Annotated in this window: 14 protein-coding genes; all 14 read left to right on the top strand. The window is 43.4% G+C overall.

Annotated elements, in window-relative coordinates; all coding sequences use genetic code 11:
• The first annotated feature begins 197 nt into the window (after window positions 1-197).
• The 14 genes from tssJ (at window position 198) to tssH (ending at window position 18938) form a co-directional block, all read left to right on the top strand.
• Window positions 198-653 carry a type VI secretion system lipoprotein TssJ gene (tssJ, locus tag ABMY45_RS18005; protein ID WP_096040868.1) on the top strand — a complete coding sequence of 152 codons (456 nt, stop codon included), beginning with the start codon at window positions 198-200 and terminating at the stop codon, window positions 651-653.
• Window positions 653-1993 (top strand): type VI secretion system baseplate subunit TssK, encoded by a 1341-nt coding sequence (gene tssK / locus ABMY45_RS18000; RefSeq protein WP_206473201.1) that lies wholly within the window; start codon window positions 653-655, stop codon window positions 1991-1993. Before tssJ ends, tssK begins: the two co-directional genes overlap by 1 nt.
• 16 nt (window positions 1994-2009) lie before the next feature.
• Window positions 2010-2732: a type IVB secretion system protein IcmH/DotU gene (gene icmH / locus ABMY45_RS17995; RefSeq protein ID WP_206473207.1), complete on the top strand. Its 723-nt coding sequence runs from the start codon at window positions 2010-2012 to the stop codon at window positions 2730-2732.
• Between the two features lie 4 nt (window positions 2733-2736).
• Window positions 2737-6447, top strand: a complete 3711-nt coding sequence (gene tssM, locus ABMY45_RS17990; protein ID WP_349289297.1) for a type VI secretion system membrane subunit TssM — start codon at window positions 2737-2739, stop codon at window positions 6445-6447.
• A gap of 7 nt (window positions 6448-6454) precedes the next feature.
• On the top strand, window positions 6455-7447 hold the full coding sequence (gene tagF, locus ABMY45_RS17985) for a type VI secretion system-associated protein TagF (protein ID WP_010604829.1): 993 nt from the start codon (window positions 6455-6457) through the stop codon (window positions 7445-7447).
• Complete coding sequence (locus ABMY45_RS17980; protein WP_349289296.1) at window positions 7444-9027, top strand: TssA family type VI secretion system protein; 1584 nt, start codon at window positions 7444-7446, stop codon at window positions 9025-9027. The genes tagF and ABMY45_RS17980 overlap by 4 nt, the downstream gene beginning before the upstream one ends.
• Window positions 9028-9085: 58 nt before the next feature.
• On the top strand, window positions 9086-9604 hold the full coding sequence (tssB, locus tag ABMY45_RS17975; RefSeq protein ID WP_174168825.1) for a type VI secretion system contractile sheath small subunit: 519 nt from the start codon (window positions 9086-9088) through the stop codon (window positions 9602-9604).
• An 11-nt stretch (window positions 9605-9615) separates the two neighbouring features.
• Window positions 9616-11142, top strand: a complete 1527-nt coding sequence (tssC, locus tag ABMY45_RS17970) for a type VI secretion system contractile sheath large subunit (RefSeq protein ID WP_174168826.1) — start codon at window positions 9616-9618, stop codon at window positions 11140-11142.
• Window positions 11143-11894: 752 nt separating this feature from the next.
• Window positions 11895-12401 (top strand): hypothetical protein, encoded by a 507-nt coding sequence (locus ABMY45_RS17965; RefSeq protein ID WP_227387104.1) that lies wholly within the window; start codon window positions 11895-11897, stop codon window positions 12399-12401.
• 165 nt (window positions 12402-12566) lie between these two features.
• A complete protein-coding gene (locus ABMY45_RS17960; RefSeq protein ID WP_010377064.1) occupies window positions 12567-13052 on the top strand; it encodes an Hcp family type VI secretion system effector in 486 nt (161 codons plus the stop codon).
• A gap of 78 nt (window positions 13053-13130) precedes the next feature.
• The gene (gene tssE, locus ABMY45_RS17955) at window positions 13131-13532 is read left to right on the top strand and encodes a type VI secretion system baseplate subunit TssE (RefSeq protein WP_039495807.1); all 402 of its coding nucleotides are present in this window, start codon (window positions 13131-13133) and stop codon (window positions 13530-13532) included.
• Window positions 13532-15256: a type VI secretion system baseplate subunit TssF gene (tssF, locus tag ABMY45_RS17950; RefSeq protein WP_039495808.1), complete on the top strand. Its 1725-nt coding sequence runs from the start codon at window positions 13532-13534 to the stop codon at window positions 15254-15256. The genes tssE and tssF overlap by 1 nt, the downstream gene beginning before the upstream one ends.
• The gene (gene tssG / locus ABMY45_RS17945; protein ID WP_227387105.1) at window positions 15257-16222 is read left to right on the top strand and encodes a type VI secretion system baseplate subunit TssG; all 966 of its coding nucleotides are present in this window, start codon (window positions 15257-15259) and stop codon (window positions 16220-16222) included. It begins immediately after the preceding gene.
• Window positions 16223-16250: 28 nt separating this feature from the next.
• Window positions 16251-18938 (top strand): type VI secretion system ATPase TssH, encoded by a 2688-nt coding sequence (gene tssH / locus ABMY45_RS17940; RefSeq protein ID WP_349289295.1) that lies wholly within the window; start codon window positions 16251-16253, stop codon window positions 18936-18938.
• Window positions 18939-18949 lie beyond the last annotated feature (11 nt).

Raw genomic sequence — 18949 nt, 5'->3', positions numbered from 1 at the left:
ATAAAAAACAATGGTTTGAATATTTTTTAAGAAGATTTTTGAATGTTAACTTAGTATTCAGTTACAAACTGCATACTTGTGTTCTGTAATTTCTTGTTAAATAGTTAAATCAAATGTATTTTTACTATTGTACTGGAAATTAAAAAGATTAATTGTTTCCAATAATCTAATTTGGATGTCTTATAATTGAGGCGGATATGGCTAGGAATGCTTTATTTATAATGGTTTTGTTTTTGACTGGTTGTATGTCTACTTACGTTAAGTTAGACGTAACTGCTACTGATAACATAAATTTAAACCAGTTTAACGAGCCACTACCTGTGGTATTAAAAGTATATCAACTTACTGATATTCAAGCGTTTAAAAATTCTACATTTGAACAGCTTTGGAAGTCCGATAAATCAATTCTGGCTAACACCTTAGTTACGGTGGAAGAACGTACCGTAAACCCCTCAGATCGTATAAAAATCGAGTTTGAACAAGCTGAATCTGCAAAGTACGTGGCTTTTGTTGCACTATTTAGAGATAGAACGGGTGGTAACTGGCGCGCATTTTATGACTTAAATGATTGGCCTGTGCCTTTATCTACTTCTCTAGATATTGAAATTACAAGTAACTCGCTTCGCTTACCTGAAGTAGAGGAGGACAAGTAATGCAGCACAACAACGTATACAAACCTGTTTGGGCTGAAGGTTTAATGCTCAGTCAGCAGCACTTACAACTGTTCGATCAATACCAGCAATCTCAACTAGCTGGTGTACAGCAAAGTCTTAGAGACAATGCATATGGTTTAGACCGAATTGTATTCGACGAATCGGCATTAGCCAAAGGTGTAGTCAAACTGCAAAGTATTGCGGCAATCTTCAAAAGTGGTCGTCATATACATCATGTTTTTGCTGACAACGAAGCACCTATGTTTGAGCTTGAAGATAACAAAAGCGAATACATCATTAGTGTGGCGCTCGCGAACAATCATTCAGTAAGTAATATCCAAGGTTACCCGCAAACTGGGCAGCTTAGTGCTTATGACTGTGATTTTGTTGAGCTTCAAGATGCACATGATCCAAACCGAAAAGCAGAAGTGATGGTTGCTAAGCCTAAACTTATGCTGGTTGAGTTCAGCGCAAGTAACAGTTTTATCGAGCAATTGCCTTGCATAAAAGTTATACGTGGTGAACATGGGCAGTTCGAAATTGACTCAAGCTATATTCCTCCACTGTTAAACATCAAAGCCCATGGCTATTTAGCCGAGCGTGTAAATAAACTCGTCAATATGGTTGAAGCTAAGTACACCGCGATGTTTACCAATCGTGCGAGTATGGGGATCGTGGAAGATTTTGGTCCAACAGAACTCAAACACTTTTTGTTATTACAAACATTTAGCTCTGTTTTTCCTGAGATTAAGCAGTTAAGTACCACCGCCAAAACTAGTCCTGATGCACTGTTTATGGCGCTAAATAAACTGGTCTGCCAACTGATAAATTTCGAACCAGAAGCGAGTAAATTTGAGTTACCTGTTTATGACCATCAAGACTTAACGCGCAGCTTTGGTTTAATCGAATCTCATATTCAAACCCTTATTGGTTCGATAAGCGCAGCACGCTCGTCTGATCTAGTACTCAGTGCAATCTCTCAGTCAATCTTTGAGGTTAAAGACATAGAAAGCAGTACCTTGACACGGGGTGAGCTGTACATTGCGGCTTTCTATGAAAATGAATCTACGCAATGGATCGAGTTGTTTGCAGAGCAAGTTAAGCTGGCAGCGCCAAGTCAGTTAGAAATATTAATCGCTTCAGCGCTTGGTGGTGTGAAGTTAACACATTGCCAGCGCCCACCGAATAGAGTGTCAGTTAAAGGTGGGTATGAGTATTTTAAAGTGGAACCACATGGCGCTGCTTGGGAACAAGTTGTACAGGAATTAGCGTTAAGAATCTTTGTGCCATTTAGCCTTCAAGGCGTGAAACTTGAAGTGGTTTCAGTGGCGAGTAAATAGTTAGTAGGTAAAGGTCATGGAAGCGTCGAAAAATAAATCTGAACTAGTCGCCTGCATTTCACCGGTGCTTGAAGTGCTTACTTCAATTCGCCAGGGCGGGGCTGATCATCAAGGAGTTGACGGTCTACGCAGTAAAGTCATGGATGCTTTTGATGAATATGAAAAGAGCTGTTATGACGCACGGATCAGTGCGTCAGACATGCAAGAAGCCAAATTTGCACTAACTGCTTTGGTTGATGAGCAAATCATGACGGCACAGAAGCCGTATAGTATGGAATGGATGGCGCGACCTTTACAATTAGAATTATTTGGCAATATGCGTGGGGGAGAAGCTTTTTATGAAAAGCTTGAAAATATCCGCCGTGTAGCGGCTCAGCAACGTACATTACTAGAAGTCTATTTTGTTTGTTTACAACTGGGTTTCGAAGGGATCTATAAGATAAAAGGGGTCGAGCAACTCAAAGCGTTGATGTTGGATGTTAGAGCGCAATTAGAAGAGCTTGCTGGACCTGCAAAATTACAGCTTTCTGATAATGCAAAACCACAAGAAAGTATGGTTACTAAGGTGGGAAGAAATCTACCGTACTGGGTTATTTTGTCAGTAACGCTCGCCTTACTTGCCAGTATGTATGTTGGTTCAACGTATTTCATTGAGAATCGCGCGAACCAGCAAGTCGTGCAAATTGATAAGCATATTGAAGTACTAACGCAGTTAGAGAAAACAGGGAAAGCGAGGTAACATCATGTCAGGAGTGAATCGTAGTGGACTAGTGCACCTAGTCTTAGGATTTTTGTCATCTCGTGCGACGGCTCATTGGGTCGGCATATTCGCAATTTTGACACTAATTTGGTTTGCAGGCCGGTTTATTGGCCTTGAAGATCAAAATCATCGTTTAATGGTGATGGGTGCTGTATTTGGTCTGTTTTGTCTTACTTTATTAGTTCGATGGTTATGGGTGAAGCGCTCTGGTGACAAGTTAGCGAAAGAAATTGCCAACAATCATGCGGGAACAGAAGCCGAAATCGAAGAAATCAAAGCCAAAATGGAAGAAGCGCTGTCTGCATTAAAAGCTTCTCATTTGGGGGCCGGGTATCGTGGTAACGCTGCGCTGTATGCCTTGCCTTGGTATATGATCATTGGTCCGTCGGCTGCGGGTAAGAGCACATTATTTGCAAATTCAGGACTGCATTTCCCTTATTCAAAATCTAATCAACTGCATATCCAAGGTTTTGGTGGTACGCGTAATTGTGACTGGTGGTTTTCAGATCAAGCCGTTTTGATTGATACCGCAGGTCGTTATACCACTGAAGAATCAGATAACGATCAATGGTTGTCATTCTTAAAGCTGTTACGTAAATACCGTTCTAAACAACCAATCAATGGAGTGATGGTTGCTATTAGCGTTGCTGATATCTTGACTTCAGACAGCGAACAGATCCGTGACCACGTTAAACAGATCCGCGCTCGTATTGATGAGTTAATCAATCAACTTGGACTTATCTTTCCAGTATATGTGGTATTTACCAAGTGTGATTTGATCAGCGGCTTTGAGCCTTTCTTTAATGAACTAAGTGAAGATGAGCGTAAGCAACCCTGGGGCGCGTATTTACTTGAAGAAGATGGCACCAATACCGGTGAAGTGGCGAGCGAGAACTTTTCAAAGCATCTTACTGGCCTGTATGAGCGACTGTGTGATCAGCGCCTAGTTAAAATGACGCGTGAGCGTAACGCTCAACGGAAACAATTGATTTATGATTTTCCTAATCAGTTTAAAGCGGCGTCAGCTAAAGTCGAAGAGTTTATTGACACATTATTTAAAGAAAATCCGTACCAAGAAGTACCGTGGTTTGCTGGTGTGTATTTTACCTCTGGTACGCAAGAAGGTACGCCTATCGAGCGTAGCGCAACGAGCAAACTATCTACGTTTAGATCAGTATTGTTTGAGTATCGTCAAGAAAGCATTACCTCCGCATTTTTTATCAACCAAGTATTCAAAGATGTGTTGTTTAAATTGCAAGACCTCACTCGGGGTAACCGGAAAAAGCGCCGCGTACAAAAATGGCTAAAAGGCTTTGCTGTATGCTTGTGTGTGACGTCGGTATTTGCTCTAGCGGGCTTGTTGGTTAACTCTTATACCCACAATCAGCAGCTTTTAACAACCAGTGATAAATTAACGACTGCTGTTGTTAATACACGAGTTGAAAACCAGCCGTTGGCCGAGCAATTTAACTCTACCTTGTCTCTTTTTGCACACTATCAAGAGCTAATAGGCTATGAGAAAAAGCTGCCTTGGTATTTCTTACTTGGTGTTTACAGTGCTGACAACACCATAAAGCCAATAGAACAGGTATTACGTCAGCGTGTACAAGCGCTCATTGGTGAACCAAGTTCGGAGCTTGTGCAACAAGCGCTGTTTGAAAGCCATCAAAACTGGATTGCATTGCTAAGTACAGAAGAGCAGGTTGCTAAACGTATCGAGCCAAAGCTACGTGATAAGTACTATCAAGCACTTAAGCTGCAACTCATGATGAGTAATGAGTTTGAGCGTTTAAACAAAGACTATGCTAAGTCTGAGCTATTAGACTACACGGCGGACCGCTTAGAGCTAACGCTAAACGAAGACACGCAAGTATTAACAGAACAACTGTCAGGACTGATTGATTTTTACTTAGCCCAATTAGCGGTTGAGCCTGCACCGCAGCAACTTGCGATTTGGCAAAGTAATGATTTCTTAGTGAGTCAGGCTCGTTCAGACTTAATGAGTGCGCCAGAACCGACTGCGTTATATGAGCAGATCAAAGCAAAAGTAACGGTATCGAAAGCCGCACTAACGCTTGATCAAATGATGCAGCAAAACAACAAGACCTTTTTGCAGTCCAAGATCAGTATTCCATACGTTTACACCAAAGAAGCTTGGGAAAATGAAGTATACGACGCCATCAAGGTCATCGCGAGCAAAGCATTCTCTGGCGACTGGGTGATGGGCACAGACAACGCAGAAAGCCAAGGTTCTGTCGATGAAGCAAAAGCGAGCGCTTTAGTTAAATCTATCCGTGCGCTGTATTTCAGAGACTATGCCAATGTGTGGTTTGAGTTTTTAAATTCAGTAGAAATAAGCCCATTTAATACGAGCAACGCGGCAAGTTTAACGCTGGCTCAGTTGTCATCACCAGAAGGTCCGTTGGTCGATTTAATGGCGTCAATCGACGACAACGTGAATCTAATTGATTCGCCAAACAAAACGGTAGAAACAGAAAAGTTGACCGAGCAGGCAAATGCATTACTTGCAAAGTCTAAAAACAGCAAGGTTAAAGGTGCAAAGATAGAAGCCGCTGCGAGAAAACGTGTACCTGAACTGTCGAGCCGCTTTGCAGATCTTCGCCGCTATACGGCAAAAGGAGAAGAGAACGCTCGCTCTGATTACCTAGAGCAATATCTCGGTGCTTTGAGTGCATTTCATTCAGACATCAAAACGATCGCGGCGAGTAACAATGATGACTATATGGCGATGTCATTTACTCAAACGTTGTTAAACGGTGATAGCAAAAACCATGCGCTGCAAAGTGCCTGGGTGGTGGTAGAAAGCCAAGTAAGAGCGCTTGACCCAGATACTAAGCAAGCACTTGAAAAACTACTAAAAGCACCACTTTTAGCTAGTGTGCAGACAGTAATGAACGAAGCGAAAGTACAGCTTAATGAGCGTTGGTCTAATCAAGTATTCTTAACATACAAAGAAAATATCCGTGGTAAATATCCGTTCAATATCGACGGCCCAGATGCAGCGGTTGAAGATATTAGCGAACTGCTAAACCAAGAGTCAGGTGTGTTTTGGCAATTTATGGCTGAAAATCTATCTCCTTACCTTCGTTTAAAACGTGGTGAGTGGGTAGAGAAAACGTGGAATGGGATTGGTATCGGCTTTAAGCCTGGGGTACTAGACAAGCTAACTAAGGCGAGAAAGGTTACGCGTTCGCTATTTCCTCGAGACGGTTCTGAGGTGGGTATTAGCTTCCAAATGATGCCTGTGGCACAAAAGGGATTAAAAGAAACTTATATCGGCTTTAGTGACCAAAATTACCGTTATAGAAACGAACCTGAAGAGTGGCGTCGTTTTAACTGGCCTGCAAGAGCGGGCACTGAAAAAGCAGTGGTATATGGTTTAGACAGTGAAGGCCGCAGAATCGAAATCGAAAAGTCAGGACCTTGGGCATTCCTAAAAGTATTGAATGAAGCGAATGTGCAGTGGGTTCGTGGTACTGAATTTATGGCAACGTGGCAATTACAAAGAGAAGCTGAGGCTAGTGTTGAGCCAATCCAAGTTCAAGTTGCACTTAAGTCGAGCAGAAACAGTGGCATATTCAGTAAATATTTTATGACGTCATTTGCGCTGCCGGAGTCTTTGTTTGATACCAAGGTGAGTGTTGCTTCTAATGAAAACTTGGCGTTGAGGTAACGCAGGCATGTTCGGTTTTTTTAATAATAAGAAAGTCGCCAAGGTACCAACGACTCAGCCATTTGGATTTATGGGTAAGAACCCAATCCAAGCAGATTTCATTAAGTTTAACGTTGATTCAAGAGAAGCGATTACGCTTGAGCGCTGGCTTCAAGAAGGGTATGCAGACATGAGCCGACAGGCGTTGATAAAAGATGCATCTTCTCAAAAAGAGCAGTCAACGCTATTTTTTATCGCTTCAGGTCAAGACGAAAACTGTTTATTAGGCACATTACAGCCAAGCGAAGATAAAAGTGGAAGACAATATCCATTTTGTTCGTTCGTGTTATCGAGTAATGCGGACTACAAACAAAACCCTGCATTTTTATTTAGTGAATGTGGTAGTGCGTTTAAATCATTAAGCTTAAGCCATGAGCTGATCAGAAACTGCAGTAGTGTTGAGCAAATGCGTCATAGCGCGCAGGAGCTTAAGCAGGTAAGTGAGCTGGTTTCGCAACCGATTGATTTCGATAAGGCGATGTCTTCATTACGAGCTTCACCGATACAGCGTGTATGGGATGCACTTGAACTAGAAGATCTTGACCAGCGAGCACAATTAATAAGCCAAGTGATGTCTGCGCTCAAAATGATCAAAACACAAGGCTGTTTGCGTTGTCAGTTCGGGTTGAAGTTACCGATGCCACAAGTGGGTGAAGATACTCAGCTGTTAGGTGCATTTTGGCTACATCTAATTACCAATATGGTGGCCGATCATCACTGGCAGCCTTGGTGTTTTTACAACTATGGTCAATTGAGCCAGAAAGCTTCGCTGGTGGTGTATTGCAGACCTATGCCAGCCTCGTATTTTGCGTCTGTTTGGCTTGAGCACAATAGCTTGTCAACGACCATTAATCTAACAGGGACTTTGCCTCAACATCCGGTGACACCGCATATGTATGAATTGGCAAAAGCATCAAATATGAGTGTTTTCGATGCGTTAAGGAGTTGGAGTAAGTTATGAGTCAACCACATAAGTATCAGAGCTGGCAGCAGTGGCATGAAAACTTATTGGCGCCTTTAGGCGGTATGCCATGCGGTGACGATTTAAAATACGAAGAGTCATTTAAATTACTAAAAGGTTCTTCATCTGGTGTTGCCGAGCCAGACTTCAAAGCCAACTTTATTTTGGCATCAGAACTGTTAGAAAAACAAACCAAAGATATTCGCATTGCGTCGTATCTAGCGTTGGCCGCTACCAATGAGTTTGGGCTTGAGGGTTTGATCCACTCGCTAGATTTGTTCAATCAGCTTTTGCAACAGTATCAGGCGCAGATCCACCCTGTGAAAGAACGTGCGAGAGCATCGGTTCATACTTGGTTCTTACAACAACAACAGCGCTTACTTGGTGTTGCTACAGCGCACAGCGCGACAATGCCGGAGCAGTGGCCAGAATTAAAGCGTGTACTTGAACAGTATGCAACAGATTCGGTGGCGATACTTGATGCAGACTCAGGGCCGCTTGCCGATTTAAAACACTGGTGTGAGCAAGGTTTGGTTTCGCAACCAGTTCCTGTACAACCTGTTGCGACGGTACGAGAACCTGTTGAAAACCCTGAAGTGGCAACCGCTGAACAGTCTCAAGTACAGCAATCTGTAGCGGCGACTTCACAGCCTACAGCTGTTGCTTCAAAGCCAGTTTCTACACCTGCTATTGCCGTGGAAGCACCGCAGTCAGACTCGGCCTATACAGAGCAAGTTCGCAAACTATTGGCGTATGACAAAGAAAGCCAAAATTGGATGCGAGCGATTCGCTTGGCACGTGCAGTGAGGTGGGGGGCGCTTGCATTACCACCACATGATGGTGAGCTGAAAACGCGCCTACCAGCTCCCAGGCAAGCGGCATTTGTGCCTATTGAAAACGCCTTAGCCGCACAAAACTTTGCTCAGGCGTTAGAAAAGGCAGAAGCCTTATTTATGGAAGGGGCGATGCATTTTAACCTTAATTTACAAAGGCTAACCATCGCTGCACTTGAAGGGCTCAAGCTATTTAAAGAAGCACAGTGGATAGAATTAGAGTTAGCGGCAATTGCTGATCAGTATCCAACACTGTTAAGTCTTAAATATGAAGATGGAAGTGAATTCTGCTCCGCGGCGAATCGTGAGCGAATTGGTGAGCATAAACTATTAAGCCAAGGTGACGGTGCGAGCACAGACGGTAATCAGAAGATTTGGTTAGATAAATTTAAAGAAGCGCAGGCGCTTGTTGACCAAAATAAGCTTGCGCAAGCACTGCAGCTAATGGAAGGGTTTGCCCAAGACAAGTTCGATTTTGCAAAGCAAAAATTATATCAAGCGCGTTTATTGATGCGCAGTGAACGCGCTGATCTTGCCTATCCAATGTTTGAGCAGCTGCTTAAAGACATTGAACAGTACCGACTGGATCTATGGCATGAGTCGTTTGCTCTAGAGGTTTGGCGTTATGCCAAGCAATGTAATGAAGCAATATCCTTGGAGCAAGGGGATGAATTTGACCTACGAGCAACCGCGATAAAGCAGCAGATGCTCGTAACCAAAGTAAGCTCAGCGATTGACTGGGTTTGATTGTTAACCGCTGGGCTTGTAACGGCAGGCGCAACGACTGATTAAATAAGGAAAGACTATGTCTGATACGTTTCAAAAAGAGATCCCAAGAGCGCGGATTAATATAGCGCTTGAGCTGGAAACCGAAGGTGCAACGCAAAAGAGTGAACTACCGATGAAAGTTTTGGTTGTGGGTGATTATTCCAACGGCCAAAACGACTGTGACCTCGCTGAGCGAGAGCGCATTGCTATTAATAAAAATAATTTAGAGCAAGTGCTTAAAGACATGTCACCAAAGGCAAAGTTTCAAGTATCGAACAAAATCGCAGGTGACGGTGAAATCGGTATCAACCTGACGTTTGATGATTTTAAGTCATTCGACCCAGAGCAGGTTGCAGCGCAAGTGCCAGAGCTTAACAAGATGATGTCGATGCGTAACTTGTTACGTGATCTGAAATCTAACTTGCTTGATAACTCAACACTGAGAAAAGAACTGGAGCGTATTTTACAAAACAAACCAGAGCTAGATGAGTTAAAAGCACGCCTTAATGAGCTGGCGCCGCTTTTATCTGAGCAAGAAAAACAACCGCAAGAGTAAGGATACGACCGATGAATATGCAAGAAACGTTAAACGTTGAAGCGCGTAAAGAAGAGACTTTGACTGCTTCAGCTTACGAAACAATCTGTAATCTTGTGTCTATTGAGCCGGTTTCAAGCGAAATCAGCATTGATAACTTCCGTGATGCTAATAATCTTGCGGAAACAGACACCAATGAGCGCTTAACTGCTGCTATCAATGTCTTTTTAGACATGGCCACTAATGACAGCAAAGAAGTGTCGCGTATCGACAAGTTATTACTTGATGACTACATCGCTAAAGTCGACAAAATTATTTCTGAACAGCTGGACGAAATTTTACATCATCCACAGTTTCAAAAAGTAGAGTCAGCGTGGCGTTCATTGCGTTATTTGGTGAATCGTTGTCCAAATAACTCAAACGTAAAGCTTGAACTACTTGATGTTGATAAAGAAACGCTACGTGACGACTTCGAAGAAGCACCAGATACCACGCAATCTGCGCTTTATAAGCAAGTGTATACGGCTGAGTATGACACGCCAGGGGGCGAGCCAATTTCGACTATGGTGTCAAACTTTGAATTTGATTGTTCAGCGCCTGATATATCGTTATTGCAAGAAATTTCAAGGGTTTCTGCAGCAGCCCATTGTCCCTTCTTAGGTAGTGTTGGTGCCAAGTTCTTCTTAAAAGATTCGCTTGAAGAAGTGTCAAAAATTCAGGATTTGGGCTCTTACATGGAGCGTGCGGAGTTTTTACGTTGGAAGAACTTCCGTGAATCAGAAGATGCACGTTATATTGGCTTAGCGTTCCCACGCTTCTTACTGCGCTTACCATACGGCGACTTAAACCCAATTCGTCACTTTAACTATCAAGAAGACGTTAGTAGTGAGCATCACGAACGTTATCTATGGGGTAACGCGACATTTGCGTTCGCCGCAAATATCGTCCGTAGCTTCCACCAAAATGGTTGGGCGGTAAATATTCGTGGTCCACAATCTGGTGGTCGCGTTGAAAATCTACCTCTGCATTCTTTTGAGGCAGGTCGTGGTCAAGAAACTAAGATCCCAACGGAAGTACTTATTTCTGAAACCAAAGAGCTTGAGTTTGCAAACCAAGGGTTTATCCCGCTGAGCTACTACAAAAACAGTGACTTTGCGTGTTTCTTCTCTGCAAACAGTGCGCAAAAGCCACAAATTTTTGAGACGCCGGAAGCCACCTCTAACTCGCGGATCAATGCAAGATTACCTTACATCTACTTGGTATCACGTATTGCGCACTATATGAAGGTGATCCAACGTGAAAATATCGGTTCAAGCAAGCCTCGTCACGAGCTAGAACAGCAACTTAATGATTGGTTAGGTGCATTAGTTACTAAGATGAATAATCCAGACGAGTCTCTAATTGCTACGCACCCGTTAAAAGATGCCAACGTGACTGTGTCTGAGATCCCGGGTAATCCTGGTTATTACCGTGTGAATACGTATGTGGTTCCACACTTCCAAGTGGAAGGTATCGACGTACGCCTCGCACTCGTTGGACAAATGCCTGGCGAAAAATGAAGGCCACCTGAAGAACCAATGAAGCGTATTTAGGGCAGTGAATGCTGCCCATTATTAAGCATGACATTGAACCTTCATTGTAGAGTTTCGGAAGTAGCGGCAAGCGCTTTTGAGATGTTAGTTGAGCTTGCGTCTAAAAGTGCAAAAAGAAGAAGTTGTTAAACCCGGTTAGGTTGATAAGCACAATTATGGAAAACGGTTATCAATAAAAAGACCAAGTTTAATATGGTTGCTGGTATTAAAAGGTATATTTATGAATATAGAAGCAGACCATATTATTTGGAAATTTATATTTTTAATGCAATGTTCTTTAACTGTGTTTTCAATATACGACAATCAGCTTTTAACCTCGTCTGAGATTAGCGTCGCGTTTGTAGACATTGTTATCTTTGTCTTAGATAGCTTGGTTTTGGTAGCAAATTTATTGCTCATATTACAAGTTCGTGTGTTAAGTCAAAGAACATGGGGTTTGGTAGTTTGGGTGTGGTGGTTTGTAAATATATACTCGTTGTTAAACGAATTTTATTTGGGCGGTTATAGCTCGTCTGAAATGTTGTTTTTTGGGAATATAATCTGGATTTTAATTTTATTTTCCTTGCCTGTAGTTAAGTACAGAAGCTTTATAGGAGAACCAGTTAAGCCATGCATAAACTTAAAATAATAAATGCTTACTCGTTGTACTCCAAAACAAGTGTTGTGCGATAGAAGACTGAAATATCTGAGAGAAAGAAATTATGAGGCAATGGATTGTCATGTTTAAACGAAAAGTATGTAGCTGGTTGATAGTACTAAGTACAGCCTTGGTGACTAACTTGTCATATAGCCAGGAGATGACACCAGAGCTCTTCTTTGCAAAAAAGAAATTGCAAAAAGCAGCTATAGCTTACACCGCGGCGATGGAAACGTGTTTTGAGCATACTCCACGCGTTCGCCCAAGCGAGCTAGAGACAGACAAACTAGAGATAGAATTAGTCGTAGAGGCAGTAAATTACCTGCATTACGTGGTGCTTAATGATTGTATGCAAGACCATGATGTAAATTTTTTAAAAGCAGTTGAGCACTACAATCAGACGGCGCCAAAGGATGAGTTAATCACGGTAGACAGTTTTGTGACGCTTAGATGGAATGAAGAGCTTAGAGCTGAATTCGAATTTAAACAGTTACCCGAAGCAGTTCAGCAGCACTTTTTGCAGCTGGATATACTAAAAACGCCATTTGATGCGGCGACGTTAGTGATGGAATTACGTGGTGACTTATAACATGTAGTGAAAGATTGCCCCAAGTTGGCTGCCACCAACTTGGGACATGTTCCCAAATTGGCATAAAGCGTGGCGCTTTGTTTGGGGATCAAACGTGAAAAACACGCGTTTGATCAATGCCTTTAATAATTAGGAAACATCTTATCTTAAAAGGAGAAATTAAAAATGGCAATTCCAGCGTATATGTGGTTAAAGGACGACCAAGGTAACGACGTTAAAGGTTCAGTAACTGTAGCTGAGCGTGAAGGTTCAATTGAGATTTTGCATTTCGATCACGAATTGCGTATCCCAACTGATAACGACACGGGCGAGCTAACAGGTACTCGTAAGCACGAGCCTTTTGTTATCACAAAAGCTGTGGATGCTGCTACTCCGTACATGTACAAAGCGTGTTCAAACGGTCAAACATTAAAGCAACTTGAGCTTAAATGGTACCGTATTGATGACACTGGTACTGAGCGTGAGTACTTCCGCCATACGCTTGAAGACGTGAAAATCACTTCAATCACGCCAACAATGCACAACGTTAAAGATTTGGATAAAGAGCGTTATCCTCACCTTGAAACAGTGCACATGCGTTACAAGCGCATCACTTGGACGTACCTAGACGGTAACATTGAGTTCTCTGACTCATGGACTGAAGGTCGTTAATTTCGAGTGTTGGAGGCCTATTGGCCTCCTTTTCAAGCTTACACTAGTTCGCGCAATGAATAGAGAGCGTATTTTTCTATGGCCTTATTTGATTTGCTAGCTCAGCCATCACGCCAAGCCTATAGCGATAACAATTTATCGCATCTAAGCGACAGCGTATGTAAACACCTAACGCAACTATTGAATGCGCGTAGGGGAGTGCTTGAGCACTTAGGTGATTACGGTTTACCGGATGTGGAAGATCTATATGAAGGGCTACCTTATTCGCAGCAAACACTTGCCAATGAAGTAAAAAGAACCATAGAAAAGTACGAACCAAGAATTACTAACCTCATCGTTCGACCCATCGACATAAAAGAGGAAAACTGTGTGATTCGATTTGAGATAAGAGCGCAATTAAAAACCGGCGAGATAATCAGATTGAATACTAAGTTTGCATCAGGTGGTAAAGCAAACGTCAATGCAGGAGGAGCAGACTAATGGATATGCAGCAATATTTTGATGCGCAAATGAGGCTGTTAACACAAGCAGGTAAACAATTTGCTCAGCAGTATCCTGAACATGCCGGCTTTTTAAATATTGACGCTTTAAAGGATAGAGATCCTCATGTTGAGCGCTTGCTCGAAGGAGTCGCTTACTTAACGGCATTTACGCAAAAGCGATTGGACGAAACGCTACCCGAAGTGTCTGAGCAGGTACTCAGACAGATTTGCCCAATATTATTAAATTATTATCCGTCTACGACGGTGCTAGAGTTTGCGCCAAAACTCACTATGCAAGGACTGGTGAGTGTGCCAAAAGGCGCGAAAATCTCTTCCCATAAAAGTGACAACGCCCCTGTGGCTTGTCACTTTACTACCACCGCAGAAACGAAAGTGCTGCCGTTTGAGATTTACTCTGTGGACTATCATGAGATCCACACTGGTGCAACGTTAAACTTGCACCTCAAGCGGTTAGGCCAAGGCAGTTTAGATGATTACGATCTCTCTAAATTGCGGGTGTATTTACGTGGAGACACGCCGCTTTGTGCCAGTCTTTATCAAATGATGAAGAATCCAAATGCAGCGATAGAGGTTGAGACAGGAAAGCTTGGCAGTACGACGCAATATACCTTGAACAAGTCAAAAATTGATGCGGCTTTTCATAAAGACAGCACCGGAATGCTGCCGAATAGCGAACAGAGTCATCCCGCATATGCGTTGCTGCTTGATTACTTTAACTCTCGTGAAAAGTTCTATTTTGTTGAACTAACGGGACTGGATACGCTAAATATTGATCCAGACACTAATACTATCAGCATCAAAATAGCCAGTGATATTAAATTGCCGCCCGGTAACAAAGTAAACGCGGATAATATCCTGCTTAACTGTGTACCTGCGGTAAATATCTATCCTGTAGATGCCGAGCCTATCCGAGTCAGTGAAAACCAAACAGAGTACCAATTGCATCCAGTGCAAAATAAACTTGGAGAGAGTTTTTGTTATAGCGTGAAGTCGGTACAAGGCGCAAGCAGTAGCACTGGAGAAGCCATCGACTTTGTTTCTCGGTATAGCACGGTATATGAAGATAACGCCCATTTGTATTCACTGATAAGCCGTGATATTGGCGGGGTATCGCCACAGACGTACATTCAGCTTTCAATGCAAGAAGTGGGTGATATTACTACTTTATCGACTGATCTGTTGGCACATAACGCGGCGTGGCCAAGGCAAACACTGCAAGAAGGCGATATCAATGCGCAAAGCGCTGATGTGCCGTCGGTACTTAGCGTTAAAAATGTCGTAAGGCCGAGCAAGTTGCTTAATTCTCCTGATCAGGCATTACATTGGCAGCTCATTAGCTTGTTGAATATGCGTTTCTCTCAGCTCGCGGAGCCAACCCAGCTGAAAAAGCTATTGGCGCTGTTTGATTGGTCGGAGCGCTCTGAAAATCGAAATCGTATCGAGAGCATCCAAGGCGCTGAGTCTAAACCTATCTCATTGCTACAAAAGGGCGTGTTTGTTAAAGGAATAGAGATACACTTAACCCTAAACGAAAAGAGCTTTGTTTGTACAGCCGACGCTTACCATTTTTGCGATGTGTTGCATCAGTTCTTTAAACTATATGCACCAATCAACGAGTGCTTAAAAACCCGAGTGACGCTGCTGCCAAGTTACCACGAGTGGGAGTGGGATGTGACTGCAGGCGATAGTTATCAGGTGTAAATGATGGAGCAGCAAAACCAACCTATTTGGGCAAAACTGCCAGAGCCAATCGCTAAATTGATGGCAACACCTTGGCGTTTTAGTTTGTACAAGGCGCTAACGCTTATTGAACAGCACTGGGCTAGCAATAACGAGTTACAAAGTGGCCACAGTCATCGCGTTGAAATTGCACCGTATAAAGAACTTGGGTTTCCAGCGTCAGACGTTAGACGCTGTGAATTGCAAGTAAGGCAACGAGGTAAACTGAGGCTCGAAACATCATTTCTCGGTTTATATGGCGTTGACGCTGCGATGCCGCACTACTTGTTAGAACAAGCCGCAGGAGACGAGGAGATAGGTGCTAGAACGCGTGCATTTTTAGATCTCTTTAATCATGTATTGTATTGCCAGCTATTTCAAAGTTGGAAGAAATCTCAGATAAACCTAGCGGGCATAGGTGCGCAGCAATTTGATCAAATAGTTGCTGCAGTATTTGAAAATAACCAGTCAGATAAGAGCAAATTAAACCTAATTAGTGCCAAACAAACCAGCGCAGCTGGGCTTGAGCAAGTATTAAAGCAAGCGCTACAAGACGAAAGCTTAACGATTAAAGATAATATCGTTGAGTGGGAAGGAATTACCGAAGCGGGTAAGTTAGGGTCAAAACAAAGCGGCTTTTCGTTGGGCGGCAATGGCATATTGGGCAAACGTGTATTGGTGACGGGCAATCGTATTTGCATTGAGCTTGGTCCAATGGACGAGGCTGAGGCGCAGCTATATGAGCCCGGTGGTGTAAAAGCCAAACGTTTATCACAATTATTAAATTGGCACACCTCAACCAAAATGAATTGGCAACTGGTAGTGCAGATCAATCGCCAAGCACGCGAGGGAACTCGGTTAGGAGCTGGCAAGCTTGGGATAAGTTGTGCGATAGGTAAAGTTAACGCACGCGTAGAGAAGAAAATATATTCACAATCACAGTTTTAATGCGAACGGGAATAGCAAGGATTAAAAGATGGACGCAACAGGCATAAAGAATCTCATAGACAAACTCAATCATCACAGCGCGACAGCGTTAGAAGCCGCGGCTGGATTCGCAGCGAGTCGAAAGCATTTTGAAGTGCTACCAGAGCATTACCTATTAAAGTTAATGGAAGAGCACAATGACGGCGATGTTGCGAAGATCTTACCTTTCTTCGAAGTTGATCAAGACGCATTGTGGAATAGTGCGCTCGAATTTATCAATCAACAAGATGCTGGTAACCCGAGCAAGCCGGTTTTCTCCCGTCGCCTCTATGAGTGGTTAGAAAAAGCATGGCTCAGCGCAAACATGCGCCATCAAAATGATTGGATCACAGGAGCTGCGCTGATTGACTCGTTCAAAGACATGGCGATATATAGCCCTGCATTTGGACTGGCACGCGAGTTCGACAAGATTGATACGCATTTCTTAAAGCAGAATTTAAATAAGATCTGTAAAGGTTCGACTGAGCGTCAAGTATTCAGTAAGCCAAATGCTGACAACACGGTGTCGAATAGTCGCTCACAAGGTGAAAGCGCGCTAGAAGCATTTTGTGAAGACCTCACTGAAAAAGCACGTTCTGGTGCAATTGACCCAGTCCTTGGGCGCAACGAGGAGATCCGCCTCGCTATTGATGTGTTGTGTCGTCGCCGTAAAAATAATCCAATCTTTGTCGGTGAACCTGGGGTTGGTAAAACGGCAGTGGTAGAAGGACTTGCTCAGCGCGTAGTTGAAGGGCAAGTTCCGCCAGAACTTAAAGAAGTTAAGATCTGCGTACTAGATATGGGTCTGCTACAAGCTGGAGCAGGTGTAAAAGGTGAATTTGAGCGTCGTCTTAAACAAGTCATTGATGAAGTAAAGCGTTCAGCGACCCCCGTTATCTTATTTATTGACGAAGCGCATACCTTGATTGGTGCTGGTGGCGACGCTGGCATGGGAGATGCCGCAAACCTACTAAAACCTGCGCTTGCACGTGGAGAAGTAAGAACACTTGCTGCAACGACATGGAGCGAATATAAAAAATATTTTGAGCGCGATGCTGCGCTTGAGCGCCGTTTTCAATTAATTAAAGTCGATGAACCAACCGAGCAAGCTGCGAAGCTCATGCTCACGGGGCTGAAAGATAAATACGAAAAGCACCACCAAATTCAAATCACAGACAGTGCAATTGAAGCCGCGGTTACTTTATCTGCACGATATATCACAGGTAGACAATTACCTGATAAAGCCATTGATGTACTAGATACCGCCGCTGCTATGGTCAGAATGGGACCGGCAACATCGCCTGTGGTGATTGATAAAGCCAAAGAGCAGATCCGTTACTATCAAAGCAGAATTGAACGTTTGGCAATCGAGTCAAAGCTTGGGATTGCAGATCAAACTTGTATTCAAAGCCTCACCGATGCGCTTACACAAGCCCAAGAGCAGCTTGCTGAGCTTGAGCAAAGTCGTGAGCTGCAAATTGATACTTATAATGCCTTACACGGTGCAAGTGACGAAGAGAAACCTGCGATTAGACAAGCGCTTGCTGCGTTAAATCAAGATGATAATGCAATTTTCTCTGAAGTGACCAGCGATACGGTAGCGCAAGTGATCGCAAGTTGGACTGGGATCCCTGTCGGTAACATGGTGAAAGACGAGCTGGAGAGCTTACTTAAGCTTGAGCAATCACTGGCACAAAGCGTTGTGGGTCAAAATGCTGGATTGACTGCGATTGCACAAACCTTACGGGTTGCAAAAGCGGGTGTATCGGCGTCGTCTGGCCCACTGGGCGTATTCTTATTAGCGGGTCCTTCAGGGGTTGGTAAAACCGAAACCGCAAAACACATAGCCGAACTACTATTTGGTGGTGAAAAATTCTTAACCACGATAAACATGAGTGAATATCAAGAAGCACATACGGTATCACAACTCAAAGGCTCGCCACCGGGTTATGTAGGCTATGGTGAAGGCGGGGTGTTGACCGAAGCGGTGCGCCAACGTCCATATTCTGTGGTGTTACTTGACGAAGTGGAAAAAGCCCACGCAGATGTCATGAATATGTTTTACCAAGTGTTTGAAATGGGTGTAATGCGTGATGGTGAAGGGCGTGAAATCGATTTTAGAAACACGGTTATTATCATGACTTCTAATTTAGGGGCTGAGCAAATCATCAATGCTTGTACACCAGAAACCGAGCAGCAGGCCATGCAAAAAATGGTGGATGGGATCATTCAGCAAGGCGTACCTGAAGATGAAGAAGCACAAGACAACAACGAGGAAGAAACACCGTTTGAGAGACCGAGCTTTCAGCAGCTAGTCAGCTTAATTAAGCCAAACTTGCTCGCGCATTTTGCACCTGCGCTTTTAGCACGTATGCAGGTTGTGCCTTTCTTCCCGCTTGATACCGATGTGTTAAAACATATTGTGGCACTAAAGCTTGAAAAGGTCGCAGCACGACTTCGTGACAATCACGCAATACAACTGCGCGTAGATCAAACAGCGCTAGATTATCTAGCCGATAAATGCGCTATGTCTGATAGCGGCGCACGATTGGTTAACGCAACAATTGAACAACAAATTTTACCTGGGATCGCTCGCTCAATTTTGGGCTTTATGAGCGAAGAAGATATGCCAGATCTGCTGACGCTGACACCGGATGAAAATGGTGAAATTGAAGCCGTATTCGCCGACTTAAGTTAACGGTAGATACG

This window comes from Pseudoalteromonas sp. XMcav11-Q, assembly GCF_040104525.1.
Classification (GTDB): Bacteria; Pseudomonadota; Gammaproteobacteria; order Enterobacterales; family Alteromonadaceae; genus Pseudoalteromonas.
This window is presented reverse-complemented; position numbering and strand designations above follow the sequence as displayed.

Coding starts and splice junctions, on each gene's coding strand:
- tagF (WP_010604829.1), top strand. CDS start 6,455: ATGTTCGGTTTTTTTAATAATAAGAAAGTCGCCAAGGTACCAACGACT.
- tssK (WP_206473201.1), top strand. CDS start 653: ATGCAGCACAACAACGTATACAAACCTGTTTGGGCTGAAGGTTTAATG.
- tssB (WP_174168825.1), top strand. CDS start 9,086: ATGTCTGATACGTTTCAAAAAGAGATCCCAAGAGCGCGGATTAATATA.
- tssC (WP_174168826.1), top strand. CDS start 9,616: ATGAATATGCAAGAAACGTTAAACGTTGAAGCGCGTAAAGAAGAGACT.
- icmH (WP_206473207.1), top strand. CDS start 2,010: ATGGAAGCGTCGAAAAATAAATCTGAACTAGTCGCCTGCATTTCACCG.
- ABMY45_RS17960 (WP_010377064.1), top strand. CDS start 12,567: ATGGCAATTCCAGCGTATATGTGGTTAAAGGACGACCAAGGTAACGAC.
- tssF (WP_039495808.1), top strand. CDS start 13,532: ATGGATATGCAGCAATATTTTGATGCGCAAATGAGGCTGTTAACACAA.
- tssM (WP_349289297.1), top strand. CDS start 2,737: ATGTCAGGAGTGAATCGTAGTGGACTAGTGCACCTAGTCTTAGGATTT.
- ABMY45_RS17965 (WP_227387104.1), top strand. CDS start 11,895: ATGTTTAAACGAAAAGTATGTAGCTGGTTGATAGTACTAAGTACAGCC.
- tssH (WP_349289295.1), top strand. CDS start 16,251: ATGGACGCAACAGGCATAAAGAATCTCATAGACAAACTCAATCATCAC.
- tssE (WP_039495807.1), top strand. CDS start 13,131: ATGGCCTTATTTGATTTGCTAGCTCAGCCATCACGCCAAGCCTATAGC.
- tssJ (WP_096040868.1), top strand. CDS start 198: ATGGCTAGGAATGCTTTATTTATAATGGTTTTGTTTTTGACTGGTTGT.
- ABMY45_RS17980 (WP_349289296.1), top strand. CDS start 7,444: ATGAGTCAACCACATAAGTATCAGAGCTGGCAGCAGTGGCATGAAAAC.
- tssG (WP_227387105.1), top strand. CDS start 15,257: ATGATGGAGCAGCAAAACCAACCTATTTGGGCAAAACTGCCAGAGCCA.